Origin of the sequence: Paenirhodobacter populi (genome assembly GCF_004022215.1) — a bacterium.
Classification (GTDB): Bacteria; Pseudomonadota; Alphaproteobacteria; order Rhodobacterales; family Rhodobacteraceae; genus Rhodobacter; species Rhodobacter populi.
This window is the reverse complement of record NZ_SAUZ01000003.1, coordinates 34,230-47,003: the sequence shown is the minus strand read 5'-3', so window position 1 is coordinate 47,003 and position 12,774 is coordinate 34,230. Positions and strand designations below refer to the sequence as shown.

The following is a 12,774-nucleotide window of genomic DNA, read 5'->3' as shown; positions in this document are numbered from 1 at the left end:
TGCCCACCAGATCGTGAGGGATGCGCGAAATGCCGCTGAAACACATTCGTTTCGCGCCAGATTTTGTGTGGAAGCTGTGTTTTTTGGGTGACGTTTTGCGGATTCACCGTTAGGATCGTCTGTAATTCGGTGAAATTCGGCCGGGACAGGGCCGATCAGAACAAAACAGGCGGAAACTCATGACCTTGACCTTCTCGGCGTCGGAACAGCAGGATCTCAAGCCGCGGATCACCGTGTTCGGTGTCGGCGGTGCAGGTGGCAACGCGGTCAACAACATGATCGAGCAGCAGCTTGAGGGCGTGGAATTCGTCGTCGCGAATACCGACGCGCAGGCCCTTCAGCAATCGCGGGCGCAGGCGCGCGTGCAGATGGGCGTCAAGGTCACGGAAGGGCTGGGCGCCGGGGCACGTCCAGCCGTGGGCGCCGCCGCGGCGGAAGAGACGATCGAGGAAATCGTCGACCATCTCGCGGGTGCCCACATGTGCTTCATCACCGCCGGCATGGGCGGCGGCACCGGCACCGGCGCCGCGCCGATCATCGCGCAGGCGGCGCGGGAGCTTGGCGTGCTGACCGTCGGCGTCGTGACCAAGCCCTTCCAGTTCGAGGGCACCAAGCGCATGAAGCAGGCCGAGGCCGGCATCGAGGCGCTGCAGAAGGTCGTCGATACCCTCATCATCATTCCGAACCAGAACCTGTTCCGTCTGGCGAATGAACGCACCACCTTCACCGAGGCTTTCGCGCTGGCCGACAACGTCCTGTATCAGGGCGTCAAGGGCATCTCCGACCTGATGGTGCGCCCGGGCCTGATCAACCTCGACTTCGCCGATGTCCGCTCGGTGATGGACGAGATGGGCAAGGCGATGATGGGCACCGGCGAATCCGAGGGCGACGACCGCGCCGTGCAGGCCGCCGAAAAGGCGATCGCCAACCCGCTGCTGGACGAGATCTCGCTCAAGGGCGCGAAGGGCGTGCTGATCAACATCACCGGCGGCTACGACCTGACCCTGTTCGAGCTGGACGAAGCCGCGAACCGCATCCGCGAGGAAGTGGACCCCGAGGCGAACATCATCGTCGGCTCGACGCTGGATCCGGACATGAACGGCGCGATGCGCGTTTCGGTCGTGGCGACCGGGATCGACGCGACGCCCGCGACCTCCGAAGTGCCGGTGCCGCGCCGCTCGATGGCCGAGCCGCTGAAGGTCGAGGCGCCGGTGGCCCCCGCCGCCCAGCCCGCGCCGCAGCCGGTCGCCGCGCAGCACGCGCAGCATCCGACCGCCGCCGAACGCACCCTGTTCGACGCCGCGCCCGCGCCGCAGCCGGCGCCGCAGCGGATCGTTGACGAGGCCGTCGACGACATGCCGCCGCCGGCCTATCCGCCGCGTCAGGCGAGCCGCGACCTGCATGTCGAGGACGATCCGGGCGATTTCGTCGCGCCGCGTCCGCGCCAGCCGGGCCAGCCCTCGGCCGAGGCGATGGCGCGCCTGCAAGCCGCGGTGAACAAGCAGCCGGGCGGCTATCACCAGCGCCCCGCCGCCGCGGCGCAACCGCGCCCCGCGCCGCAGCCCGCCCATGAAAAGCCGCGCTTCGGAATCAACTCGCTGATCAACCGGATGACCGGCCACGGCGCCGAGCAACCGGCCCCGCAGCCCGCCCGTCCCCAGCCCGCGGCGCAGCGCCCGGTTTATGAGGACGAACCCGAACAGGACCAGGATCGCATCGAAATCCCGGCCTTCCTGCGCCGTCAGGCGAACTGAGCGGTTCACAAATGTTTTCGCGAAGGCCGGGTTCCGCCCGGCCTTTTTCTTTTGTAGTTCAGGGGTTTATGGCGTTCTCGGCGGTGATCTGCCACGCCGCGTCACGATTGTTTCATCCTGTTGCAAAGAGTGAATTGTTAAGTTTTGCGGTCCTGCCTAACTGATGATGCGAGCCGGGGGGAATACCCGGAAGAGCAGTTAACAGGAGCGTAACGTGCAAACGACACTCGGATCCAAGGTAACCTTCGACGGCGTGGGCCTCCACTCGGGCGCCCCGGTGCGGATGGTTGTCAACCCGGCGCCGGCGGACCACGGCTATGTCTTCTGCCGCACCGACATCACCGACCGCGATCCGCTGATCGTGGCGCGTTGGGATACGGTCACGCCGTCGAAACTTTGCACCCTGATCGAAAATCAGGATGGCGTCTCGGTTTCGACGATCGAACATATCATGGCGGCGCTGTCGGGCCTTGGCATCAACAACGCGCTGATCGAGATCGACGGGCCGGAAGTGCCGATCCTCGACGGATCCTCGGCGCCCTTCGTGCGCGCCATGCGCCGTGTCGGCATTCAGCGTCAGGTCGCGCCCCTGCGCGCGATTCGCATCCTCAAGCCGATCGAGGTCGGCGAGGGGGAGGCCCGCGCCCGGCTGGAACCCGCCGACGATTTCGAGATCGACTTCGCCATCGACTTCACCGATGCCGCGATCGGCCGTCAGGAAAAGCACCTGAACATGGCCAACGGCACCTTCGTGCGCGAACTGATGGACAGCCGCACCTTCTGCCGTCAGGCGGATGTGGACTACATGCAGTCGCACGGGCTGGCGCTTGGCGGCACCTATGAAAACGCCGTCGTCGTCGATGGCGACAAGGTGCTCAGCCCCGGTGGCCTGCGCCATCAGGACGAAGCCGTGCGCCACAAGATGCTGGACGCGATGGGGGACCTGGCGCTGGCCGGCGGCCCGATCATCGGGCGCTACGTCGGCAACCGTTCGGGTCACGCGATGACGAACAAGCTGCTGCGCGCCCTGTTCGCCGATCCCACGGCCTGGACCTGGGAAATCTGCAGCCCGGCGCAGGCCCACAGCCTGCCGGGTGCGGGCGTCGCCCGCCGCGTCGCCGTGGCCGCTCGTTAAGGCGGCCCGCGGCGACCGGCGCATGCGCTCTTGCCGTGCGAAAGGCGTTTTGCGCCCCGGATTTTTCTGTGCTAGGAGAGCGAAGCAATCGCCGGAACAGGCGGGCTTGGCGGCATGGGGCGGTCCCGTCCACATGCGAAACTGGAAGAGGCAAGGGCATGGCACTCGGCAGATCGGCGGCGTTTCGGGTCGGCAGTCTTGTGCTTGTGGCGGCTCTGGCCGGTTGCGGCAGCAGCGCCAGCCGGGAACCGCCGCTGGAGAATTTCACCGCCGAACAGATCTACAAGCGCGGCGAATACGAGCTTGAGGTGGGCAATCCCCGCCGGCCGACGCAGGCGCTGAAGTATTTCTCGGCGGTGGAGCGGCTCTATCCCTATTCCGAATGGGCGAAACGCGGGCTCATCATGGAAGCCTATACCCAGCACCGGGCGAAACAATACGAAGAGGCGCGGGCCTCGGCGCAGCGATTCCTCGATACCTATCCGGGGGACGAGGATGCGGCCTATGCGAAATACCTGCTGGCGCTGAGCTATTACGACCAGATCGACGAGGTCGGCCGCGATCAGGGCCTGACCTATCAGGCGTTGCAGGCGCTGCGCGAGGTGATCGAGCAATATCCCGAAAGCGATTATGCCCGTTCCGCGATGCTGAAATTCGACCTTGCCTTCGACCATCTGGCGGCGAAGGAGATGGAGGTCGGGCGCTACTATCTCAAGCAGGGCCACTACACCGCCGCGATCAACCGCTTCCGCATCGTCGTCGAGCAGTTCCAGACCACCACCCAGACGCCCGAGGCGCTGGAGCGGCTGGTCGAGGCCTATCTGGCCCTTGGCATCACCGACGAGGCGCAGACGGCGGGGGCGATTCTCGGCCACAACTTCCGGTCCTCGCCCTTCTACGACGATGCCTTCCGCCTGCTGAAGAAGCAGGGCCTGAGCCCCGAGGCGAAGGGCGACAACTGGCTGGCCAGCGTCTATCGTCAGGTCATCCGGGGCGAGTGGATGTAAACTCCCCGGGATCCGAGGTAGGCGATGCTGCGCACGCTCGACATCCGTGACATGTTGCTGATCGACCGGCTGGATCTGGATTTCCGGCCGGGTCTGAACGTGCTGACCGGGGAAACCGGCGCCGGGAAATCCATCCTGCTCGATTGTCTGGGATTCGTGCTGGGCTGGCGCGGGCGGGCCGAGCTGGTGCGCAAGGGCGCCGATCAGGGCGAGGTGACGGCGGTGTTCGACATGCCCGCCGGGCATCCGGCCCGCGCCGTGCTGGACGAGGCCGGGATTCCTGCCGGGGACGAGTTGATCCTGCGCCGCGTCAATGCCCGCGACGGCCGCAAGACGGCGTGGATCAACGATCGCCGCGCCTCGGGCGAGGTATTGCGGGCGGTTTCCGCAACGCTGGTGGAGCTGCACGGGCAGCATGACGATGGCGGGCTGCTGAATGCGCGCGGGCACCGGGCGCTGCTGGATGCTTTCGGCGGCTATGACGATCTGCTGGCGGCGGTGCGCACGGCCTGGACCACGCGGGCGCGGGCGGGCAAGGCGCTCGCCTCGGCGCGCGCGCAACTCGCCGCCGTGAAGGAGGAAGAGGATTTCCTGCGCCACGCGGTCGGGGAACTCGACAAGCTCGACCCGCAGCCGGGGGAGGAGGCCGATCTGGATGCCCGCCGCAGGCAGATGCAGGCGGCCGAGCGGATCCGCGCCGATGTCGCCCGCGCGCTTCAGGCCCTTGGTCCTGAGGGCGCCGAGGGTGCGATGCGCGACGCCGACCGCTGGCTGCAGGGCGCGGCGGACCGGGCGGACGGGCGGCTCGAAGGGCCGCTTGCGGCGCTCGATCGGGCGCTGATCGAACTCGGCGAGGCGGCCTCGGGCGTGGAAAGCGCGCTCGATGCGCTGTCCTTCGATCCCCGCGCCTTGGAGGATTGCGAGGAACGCCTGTTCGCGATCCGCGGGCTGGCGCGCAAGCATGGCGTGGCGCCCGACGATCTGGCCGCGCTGGCCGGGGATCTGCGCGCCCGTCTGGCCGCGCTGGACGCGGGGGAAGAGGGGCTGGCCCGGCTGGAAGCCGATCTGGCCCGCACCGAAGCCGCCTATCAGGCCGAGGCCGCGCGGCTGACCGCGGCGCGGAGCGAGGCGGCGGCCCGGCTCGATCAGGCGATGGCGGCGGAGCTGGCGCCGCTGAAGCTCGAACGCGCGGTCTTCACCACGCAGGTCACGCCGGGCGAGCCGGGGGCCGAGGGTGCGGATACCGTCGCCTTTACCGTCGCCACCAATCCGGGCGCGCCGGCCGGGCCGCTCGACCGGATCGCCTCGGGGGGCGAGCTGTCGCGGTTTCTGCTGGCGCTCAAGGTGGTGCTGGCGCGCGGCGGCGATGCGCTGACGCTGATCTTCGATGAAATCGACCGGGGCGTCGGCGGGGCGACGGCGGATGCCGTCGGGCGGCGTCTGGCGAAGCTGGCCGAGGTGGCGCAGGTGCTGGTCGTCACCCATTCGCCGCAGGTCGCCGCGCGTGGCAGCCATCATTTCCGGGTGCAGAAATCCGTGGCGGAGGGGATGACCACCTCGCGCGTCGTCGCCCTGCGGCCCGGGGATCGGGTGGACGAGATCGCCCGGATGATCTCGGGCGCCGAGGTTACCGTTGCCGCCCGCGCCGCGGCGCAGGAGCTGCTGGCCGGCTGATCACAAGGGCAGGTATTCGACGATCTCGCCCGCCTGGATCGGCCCGTCGTCCTTGGGCCGGATCAGGAGCACGTCTGCCTCGGCCAGAATGCGCAACCGGGCGGAATCCTGACTGTCGTAGGGCACGATCCGGGGCAGCGGATCGCCGGGTTCCAGCCGGGCGCGCATGTAATGCCGCCGTGGGCCGGTCGGGCCGAGGTCCACGGCCAGCTCGGCGTGGCGCGGCTCCTGAATCGGGGCGGGCTGGCCGCACATCTTGCGGATCATCGGCACGAGGAAAAGCTGCGCGCAGACCGCCGCCGAAACCGGGTTGCCCGGCAGGCCGAGCAGCACCGAATTGCCCATGCGTCCCGCCATCAGCGGCTTGCCGGGGCGCATGGCGATCTTCCAGAAGCTGCGCTCCATCCCCAGATCGGCGGCCACCTTGCCCACCAGATCGTGATCGCCGACCGAGGCGCCGCCCGAGGTCACGATCAGGTCCGATCCCGCCGCCAGACCGAAGGTGAAGCGCAGGCTTTCCTCGGTGTCGCGGGCTATGGGCAGGATGCGGACCTCGGCCCCCGCCTGTTCGGCGATGGCGGCAAGCATCACGTTGTTCGAGCAGACGATCTGGTCGGGGGCAGGCGTCTCCCCGGGTTGGACGAGTTCGTCGCCGGTGGCGATCACCGCGACCACGGGGCGGCGGTGGACCTGCACCTCGGCCACGTTCATCGCGGCCAACAGGCCCAGATCGCGCGGGGTCAGCGGATGCGCGGGGCGGTATTCCATGCCCTCGGCGAAATCCTGTCCGCGCGGGCGGATGTTGTCGGCCTCGGGCAGCGCGGCGGGAAGGATGATGGCATCGCCCTCGCGCGTGATGTTCTCCTGCATGATGACCACGCCACCCGGGGCGGGGCAGGGGGCGCCGGTGAAGATCCGCACCGTCGTGCCCGCGGGCGGCAGGCCGTCGAAGCCGCGCCCGGCGGCAGCCTCGCCCACGATGGGCAACCGGGCGCCCGGCGTGTAATCCGCGCGGGCGACCCAGTAGCCGTCCATCGCCGAGGCGTCGAAGGGCGGCTGCGTCAGGCGTGCCACGGCGGGGGCGGCCATGACCCGGCCGCAGGCGGCGCGCAGGGGCACGGTCTCGACCCCGCAAGGTTCGACCAGATCGCAGACACGGCGCAGGGCTTCGCGGGTTGAAATCATGCCTCGGCCTCGTAGCGTCCGGATTTTCCGCCGTCTTTCAGCATGACACGGATCCCCTCGATGCGCATGGATTTCTCGACGGCCTTGAGCATGTCGTAGACGGTCAGCGCGGCGACGGAAACGGCGGTCAGCGCCTCCATCTCAACCCCTGTCCTACCGGTGGTGCGCACCGTCGCGGTGATCCGCACGCCGGGCAGGGCTTCGTCCGGGATCAGGTCGAGCGAGACCTTGGAGATCGGCAGCGGATGGCACAGCGGGATCAGGTCCGATGTCTTCTTCGCCGCCATGATCCCGGCGATGCGGGCGATGCCCAGCACGTCGCCCTTTTTCGCCGTGCCGGCCAGCACATGGGCCAGCGTTTCGGGACGCATGACCACCGCGCCTTCGGCAATGGCGGTGCGATCCGTTTCGGCCTTGTCCGACACGTCGACCATATGGGCCTGCCCCTCGGCGTCGAAATGGCTCAGGCTCATGCGATAAGCGCCTTGGTCGCGGAGGCAACGTCCGCCTGACGCATCAGGCTTTCGCCGATCAGGAAGCGGTGCGCCCCCACATCGGCCATCGCGGCGAGGTCGGCGGGGGTGAAGATGCCGCTTTCGCAGACCAGATCGCGGCCCTCGGCCAAGATCGTGGGGGCCAGCGCGCGGGTGGTGTTCAGCGTGACCTCGAAGGTCTTGAGGTTGCGGTTGTTGACCCCGATCAGGGGGGAGCGCAGCCGCAGCGCACGGTCGAGTTCGGGCGCGTCATGCACCTCGACCAGCACATCCATCCCCCAGCCGAGCGCGGCGTCTTCGAGTTCCGCGGCAAGGCTGTCCTCGACCGAGGCCATGATGATGAGGATGCAGTCGGCGCCCCAGGCGCGGGCCTCGGCCACCTGATAGGTGTCGTAAAGGAAATCCTTGCGCAAGGCGGGCAGGGCGCAGGCAGCGCGGGCGGCGGTCAGGAATTCCGGCGCGCCCTGGAACGAGGGCGTATCCGTCAGCACCGACAGGCAGGCCGCGCCGCCCTGTTCATAGGCGCGGGCGAGCGCGGGCGGGTCGAAATCCGGGCGGATCAGGCCCTTGGAGGGCGAGGCCTTCTTGATCTCGGCGATCAGGCCATAGCCCTGCGCGGCCTTCGCCGCCAAGGCCCGCGCGAAGCCGCGCGTGGGGGTCTGGGCGCGGGCCGCGGCCTCGACCTCCGCCAGCGGGCGCGCGGCCTTGGCGGTCGCGATCTCTTGGAGCTTGTAGGCCTTGATCTTGTCGAGGATGTTCATGCCGTCAGCCGCTTCAATGCGTCGAGTTTGCCTTTGGCCGCGCCGGAATCGAGGCTTTCGGCGGCCAGCGCCGCGCCTTCCTTCAACGAGGCGGCCTTGCCCGCCACCACCAGCGCGGCGGCGGAGTTCAGCAGCACCGCATCGCGGTAGCCGCCGGTTTCGCCCTCCAGCAGCCGGGTGAAGGCGGCGGCGTTTTCCGCCGGTTCGCCGCCGATGATCTCGGCGAAGTCATGGACGGGCAGGCCGGCATCCTCGGGGTGAACCTCGAATTCGCGGATCTGATCGCCTTCCAGCGCGGCGACCCAGCTGATGCCCGCGATCGACAGCTCATCCGTGCCGTCGCCGCCATGCACAAGCCACGCGGCCTCGGACCCGAGCTTTTGCAGCACCTCGGCCATCGGGCGGATCCAGTCGCGCGAAAAGGTGCCGGTCAGTTGCCGCTTCACCCCGGCGGGATTGGTCAGCGGCCCGAGCAGGTTGAAGATCGTCCGGGTGCCCAGTTCCACCCGCGTCGGCCCGATATGGCGCATCGCGGGGTGGTGGACGGGGGCCATCAGAAAGCCGATGCCCGCCTCGGACAAGGCGCGTTCCGAGGCATCGATGCCCTTCATCACGTCGATGCCAAGCGCCGACAGCGCATCCGCCGCGCCGGATTTCGACGACAGGTTGCGGTTGCCGTGCTTGGCCACCGACACGCCCGCGCCCGCGACGACGAAGGCCGTGGCGGTGGAGATGTTCAGCGTGCCCTTGCCGTCGCCGCCGGTGCCGACGATGTCGATGGCGCCTTCGGGCGCGCGGGCGGGGTTCATCTTGGCGCGCATCACGGCGGCGGCGGCGGCGATTTCATCGACCGTCTCGCCGCGCGTGCGCAGCGCCATCAGGAAGCCGCCCATCTGCGAAGGCGTAGCGGTGCCCTCGAAGAACGTCTCGAACGCCTCTTCGGCCTCGGCCCGGGTCAGCGGGCGTTCCGCCGCGATGCCGATCAGGGATTTCAGACCGCTCATGCCGGCATCCTCACCTTCGCCTCGTCCAGAAAGTTGCGCAGCATCTGATGCCCGTGTTCCGAAGCGATGGATTCCGGGTGGAACTGCACGCCCTCGATCAGCCGCTCGCGGTGTCGCAGCCCCATGATCGTCCCGTCGTCAAGCCATGCCGTGACCTCGAGGCTGTCGGGCAGGCTGTCGCGGTCCACGATCAGCGAATGGTAGCGCGTGGCGAGGAAGGGGGAGGGCAGGCCGCGGAACAGGCCTTTGCCTTCATGCACGATCGAGCCCATCTTGCCGTGCACGGTTTCGCCCGCCCGGACGACCTTGCCGCCGAAAGCCTCGCCGATGGTCTGGTGGCCAAGGCAGACGCCCAGAAGCGGCACCCCCGCCTCGGCCGCCGCCAGCGTCAGCGGCAGGCAGATCCCCGCCTGTGCCGGATCGCAGGGGCCGGGCGACAGCACGATCGCCTCCGCCCCGAGTCCCATCGCCTGCTGCACGTCGAGCGCGTCGTTGCGCACCACCTTCACATCCGCGCCGAGTTCACCGAAGTAATGAACCAGATTGTAAGTGAAGCTGTCGTAGTTATCGATAAGCAGAAGCATGGGCGGTTTTCCTCATCGCCCCGGCATTCAGGGGATGAACCGGGCCGGGCGTCGGGCTATAGATGTTCAGAGCAGGGGGGCCGGGTCAAGGCCCGCAGGGCTGTTTTGCGGGCGTTTCGGCCCCGGAACGGGGCGCAACGAGAGAATTGAAGAGGCAGTGCATGGGGCGCGGATTGCTGGCAGGGCTTGGCGCGGGCGGGGTGGTCTCGGTGCTGGGGCTTGGCGTGCTGTCCGTGCTGGCGCCATTGCCGCCGGAACCCGGGGCGAATCGCCCGCACGACCCGGCCCCGAAAGCCGTGGGAACGGTCGAGCAGGAGGTTCCGCGCGCCGCGCCACGGCCATTGGCGGTGCCGGAGTCCGCCCCGGCGGCGGTGGCCGTTCCGGAGCGGGCGGCCCCCGAAACCCCCGCGCCGGTCGAGGTGCCCCACATGCCCGAGCTTGCCCTGCCGCAGGTGCCGCAGACGGATCCGATGGGGGCCGAGCCCGCCACGCCGCGCGCGGCCTCGCCGCTGGCACAGACGCAGCCCGCCAGTCCCGTCGTCGCGCCGCTGGACGACAGCGCCCCGCCCGCTCCCGCCGCCGAGGTGGCGGAGCATGCGCTTTCCACCCCCGACCGCCCGGTGCAGGTGGAGGAACCCGCCGGCGCCGCGCCCGCCTCGGAAACCGAACCGGCGGCGCGGCCCGGCGAAATCGCCGCGCCCGCGATCCCCGCCGCTCCGGCGGTGGTGACGGAAGACAGCCGCCCGGCGGCCGAGGCCGCCATTCCCGTGCCCCCGCCCGGCGAGGCGCGGGCCCCCGATCTGTTCCCCGCTGCCGGTGCGGGGCAATCCCTGCGCCTGCCCGGGGGTGAAATCCTGCTGGTGCCCGGCGCCTCGGTCGGGCCGGTCAGGGCGCTGGCCTCACCGCAACCGGATACGGCCGGATCTGTTGCTCCGTAACGCATTCTGTGGCAAGACTTGATGGCCTCGGCACCAAAGAGAGTTCTGGAAATGCAAGATTTCGTCGCGCGCCGTGTCACGATGGTCGACACTCAGGTTCGTCCCAACGATGTGACGAAATTTCCCATCATCGAGGCGATGCTGCATGTTCCGCGGGAGGATTTCGTGCCCGCCGCCCGCCGCGAGGCCGCCTATATCGGGGAAAACCTGCCCGTCGCGCCGGGACGGGTGATCCTTGAGCCGCGCAGCTTCGCGAAAATGCTCGATGCGCTGGATATCCAGCCCGACGAGCTGGTGCTGGATATCGGCTGCGGGCTTGGCTATTCGAGCGCGGTGATCGCGCGCATGGCCGAGGCTGTCGTCGCCGTCGAGGAAGGCGATACCGCCACGCTGGCCGAATCGGCGCTGGCGCGGGAGGGCGTGGACAATGTCGCGGTCGTCGCCGGGCCGCTGGATCAGGGCTCGCCCCGGCATGGCCCCTATGACGCGATCATCATCGAAGGCGCGATCCAGACCCTGCCCGAGCAGATCGGCGCGCAGCTCAAGGACGGCGGCCGCATCGCCGCCATCTTCATGCGCGGGGCGCTTGGCACGGCGCGGCTTGGGCGCAAGATCGACGGCGTGATCATCTGGCGCGATGTTTTCAACGCGACAGCGCCGGTTTTGCCGGGCTTCGGCGTAGAACCTGCATTCGCACTCTGAGCGTCCATCGCCTCGGGGTAACATTTTCCCGCGGGCGTGTTTCCATGCGTGATTCGTCCCGCCCCCGCGCCGACGCAGAAGCGGTCCGGGATACGAATGAGGGTGCAGATATGACGCAGCGCTTGCTGAACGGATTGCGGATCGCCGCGCTGGCCGGGCTGGGGATGCTTGCGCCCACCATGCTGCCGGCGGAAACGCTGTCGGATGCGCTGGTGTCGGCCTATCGCACGTCGAACCTGCTGGAACAGAACCGCGCCACCCTGCGCGCGGCGGACGAAGACGTGGCGCAGGCCGTCGCCGCGCTGCGGCCGGTTCTGCAATGGTCGGCGGGCTACAACTATTCGCGCAGCGACACGACGACGGGGTCGTCGGCCCGCGACCTGCAGACCGCCTCGGCGCAGCTTGCCGCCTCGATGACGCTGTTCGATTTCGGCCGGAACCGGCTGTCGCTCGACATCACCAAGGAAACCGTGCTGTCCACGCGCGAGGCCCTGCGCGGGATCGAGCAGAACGTGCTTCTGTCGGCGATTCAGGCCTATACGCAGGTCCGGAGCGCGGCCGAGCAGGTGTCGATCAACGAAAATTCGGTCCGCGTCTATGGCGAGGAACTCAAGGCCACCCGCGACAGGTTCGAGGCGGGCGAGGTGACCCGCACGGATGTGTCGCAGGCCGAGGCGGCGGAGGCTTCGGCCCGCGCCTCGCTCGCCGCGGCGCGGGGGAATTACCAGATCGCGCGGGAGACCTATCGCGCGACGGTGGGCCATTATCCGGGCGATCTTGCGGCCCTGCCGAAGCCGCCGCAGCTGCCGAAGACGCTGGAACTGGCGCGCAGCACGGCGGAACGCAACAATCCGTCGGTCAAGCAGGCGCAGCACAACGTCACCATCGCCGAGCTGTCCGTTCAGGCCGCCGCCGCGCAGCGCCTGCCGCAGATCAGCGGCTCGGCCGGGTTCGGCAATTCCGAGGGCGGGCGCCAGACCACCTCGGCGGGGATCTCGCTCAGCCAGACGATCTATTCCGGCGGTCAGCTGTCGTCGCTGCACCGCCAGTCCATCGCGAATCGGGAACGCGCGAGGGCGGCGCTGCGGCAGGCGGTGGTCGAGATTTCCAATACCACGGCGCAGGCCTGGGCGATGATCGATGTCTATCGCGCGCAGATCCAGGCCTATGCGGAACAGATCGCCGCGGCCGAGGTCGCCTATCAGGGCGTGCGGGAGGAAGCCTCGCTCGGTTCGCGCACGACGCTGGACGTGCTGGATTCGGAACAGACGCTGCTGGATGCCCGCGCCTCGCGGATCAATGCGGAAGCCGATCTGCAGGTAGGATATTATCAACTCCTTTTGGCTATGGGTCTGTTGACGGTGGAAGATCTGAAGCTTGGCATTCCGACCTACGATCCGGCGGCCTATTACAATGCCGTGCGGAACGCGCCGGGAACCAGCGTTCAGGGCAAGAGCCTCGATCGCGTCCTGAAGGCGATCGGGAAGCCCTGACGGGAAGCTGAGGTTCGGATTCGCCGCACCGGAAATTGAGAAG

12 protein-coding genes are annotated in these 12,774 nt (G+C 68.5%); 7 read left to right on the top strand and 5 right to left on the bottom strand.

What is annotated here, in order from left to right; translation table 11 throughout:
• Window positions 1-179 precede the first annotated feature (179 nt).
• From ftsZ to recN, 4 genes are all read left to right on the top strand, one after another.
• On the top strand, window positions 180-1,754 hold the full coding sequence (ftsZ, locus tag D2T30_RS03370) for a cell division protein FtsZ (protein ID WP_128207642.1): 1,575 nt from the start codon (window positions 180-182) through the stop codon (window positions 1,752-1,754).
• Window positions 1,755-1,968: 214 nt separating this feature from the next.
• Window positions 1,969-2,889: a UDP-3-O-acyl-N-acetylglucosamine deacetylase gene (lpxC, locus tag D2T30_RS03365; RefSeq protein ID WP_128182785.1), complete on the top strand. Its 921-nt coding sequence runs from the start codon at window positions 1,969-1,971 to the stop codon at window positions 2,887-2,889.
• Window positions 2,890-3,047: 158 nt separating this feature from the next.
• Window positions 3,048-3,896 (top strand): outer membrane protein assembly factor BamD, encoded by an 849-nt coding sequence (locus D2T30_RS03360; protein ID WP_128182787.1) that lies wholly within the window; start codon window positions 3,048-3,050, stop codon window positions 3,894-3,896.
• A gap of 24 nt (window positions 3,897-3,920) precedes the next feature.
• Window positions 3,921-5,570 carry a DNA repair protein RecN gene (recN, locus tag D2T30_RS03355; protein WP_128207641.1) on the top strand — a complete coding sequence of 550 codons (1,650 nt, stop codon included), beginning with the start codon at window positions 3,921-3,923 and terminating at the stop codon, window positions 5,568-5,570.
• On the opposite strand, the gene D2T30_RS03350 is transcribed toward recN, so the two are convergent.
• Genes D2T30_RS03350 through D2T30_RS03330 form a run of 5 tightly spaced genes read right to left on the bottom strand, consistent with a single transcriptional unit; the run spans window position 5,571 to window position 9,598 of the window.
• Window positions 5,571-6,755: a molybdopterin molybdotransferase MoeA gene (locus D2T30_RS03350; protein WP_128207640.1), complete on the bottom strand. Its 1,185-nt coding sequence runs from the start codon at window positions 6,753-6,755 to the stop codon at window positions 5,571-5,573.
• Complete coding sequence (gene moaC, locus D2T30_RS03345; RefSeq protein WP_128207639.1) at window positions 6,752-7,228, bottom strand: cyclic pyranopterin monophosphate synthase MoaC; 477 nt, start codon at window positions 7,226-7,228, stop codon at window positions 6,752-6,754. Before moaC ends, D2T30_RS03350 begins: the two co-directional genes overlap by 4 nt.
• On the bottom strand, window positions 7,225-8,010 hold the full coding sequence (trpC, locus tag D2T30_RS03340) for an indole-3-glycerol phosphate synthase TrpC (RefSeq protein WP_128207638.1): 786 nt from the start codon (window positions 8,008-8,010) through the stop codon (window positions 7,225-7,227). The genes moaC and trpC overlap by 4 nt, the downstream gene beginning before the upstream one ends.
• Window positions 8,007-9,014: an anthranilate phosphoribosyltransferase gene (gene trpD / locus D2T30_RS03335; RefSeq protein ID WP_128207637.1), complete on the bottom strand. Its 1,008-nt coding sequence runs from the start codon at window positions 9,012-9,014 to the stop codon at window positions 8,007-8,009. Before trpD ends, trpC begins: the two co-directional genes overlap by 4 nt.
• Window positions 9,011-9,598 carry an anthranilate synthase component II gene (locus tag D2T30_RS03330; RefSeq protein ID WP_128207636.1) on the bottom strand — a complete coding sequence of 196 codons (588 nt, stop codon included), beginning with the start codon at window positions 9,596-9,598 and terminating at the stop codon, window positions 9,011-9,013. The genes trpD and D2T30_RS03330 overlap by 4 nt, the downstream gene beginning before the upstream one ends.
• A gap of 161 nt (window positions 9,599-9,759) precedes the next feature.
• Here D2T30_RS03330 and D2T30_RS03325 point away from each other — a divergent pair, with 161 nt between their 5' ends.
• The 3 genes from D2T30_RS03325 to D2T30_RS03315 all read left to right on the top strand — a co-directional run bounded on the left by D2T30_RS03325 (window position 9,760) and on the right by D2T30_RS03315 (window position 12,731).
• Entirely contained in the window at window positions 9,760-10,536 is a 777-nt protein-coding gene (locus D2T30_RS03325; RefSeq protein WP_128207635.1) for a hypothetical protein, read from the top strand.
• Window positions 10,537-10,587: 51 nt separating this feature from the next.
• A complete protein-coding gene (locus tag D2T30_RS03320) occupies window positions 10,588-11,238 on the top strand; it encodes a protein-L-isoaspartate O-methyltransferase family protein (protein WP_128207634.1) in 651 nt (216 codons plus the stop codon).
• A gap of 110 nt (window positions 11,239-11,348) precedes the next feature.
• A complete protein-coding gene (locus tag D2T30_RS03315; RefSeq protein WP_128207633.1) occupies window positions 11,349-12,731 on the top strand; it encodes a TolC family outer membrane protein in 1,383 nt (460 codons plus the stop codon).
• Window positions 12,732-12,774 lie beyond the last annotated feature (43 nt).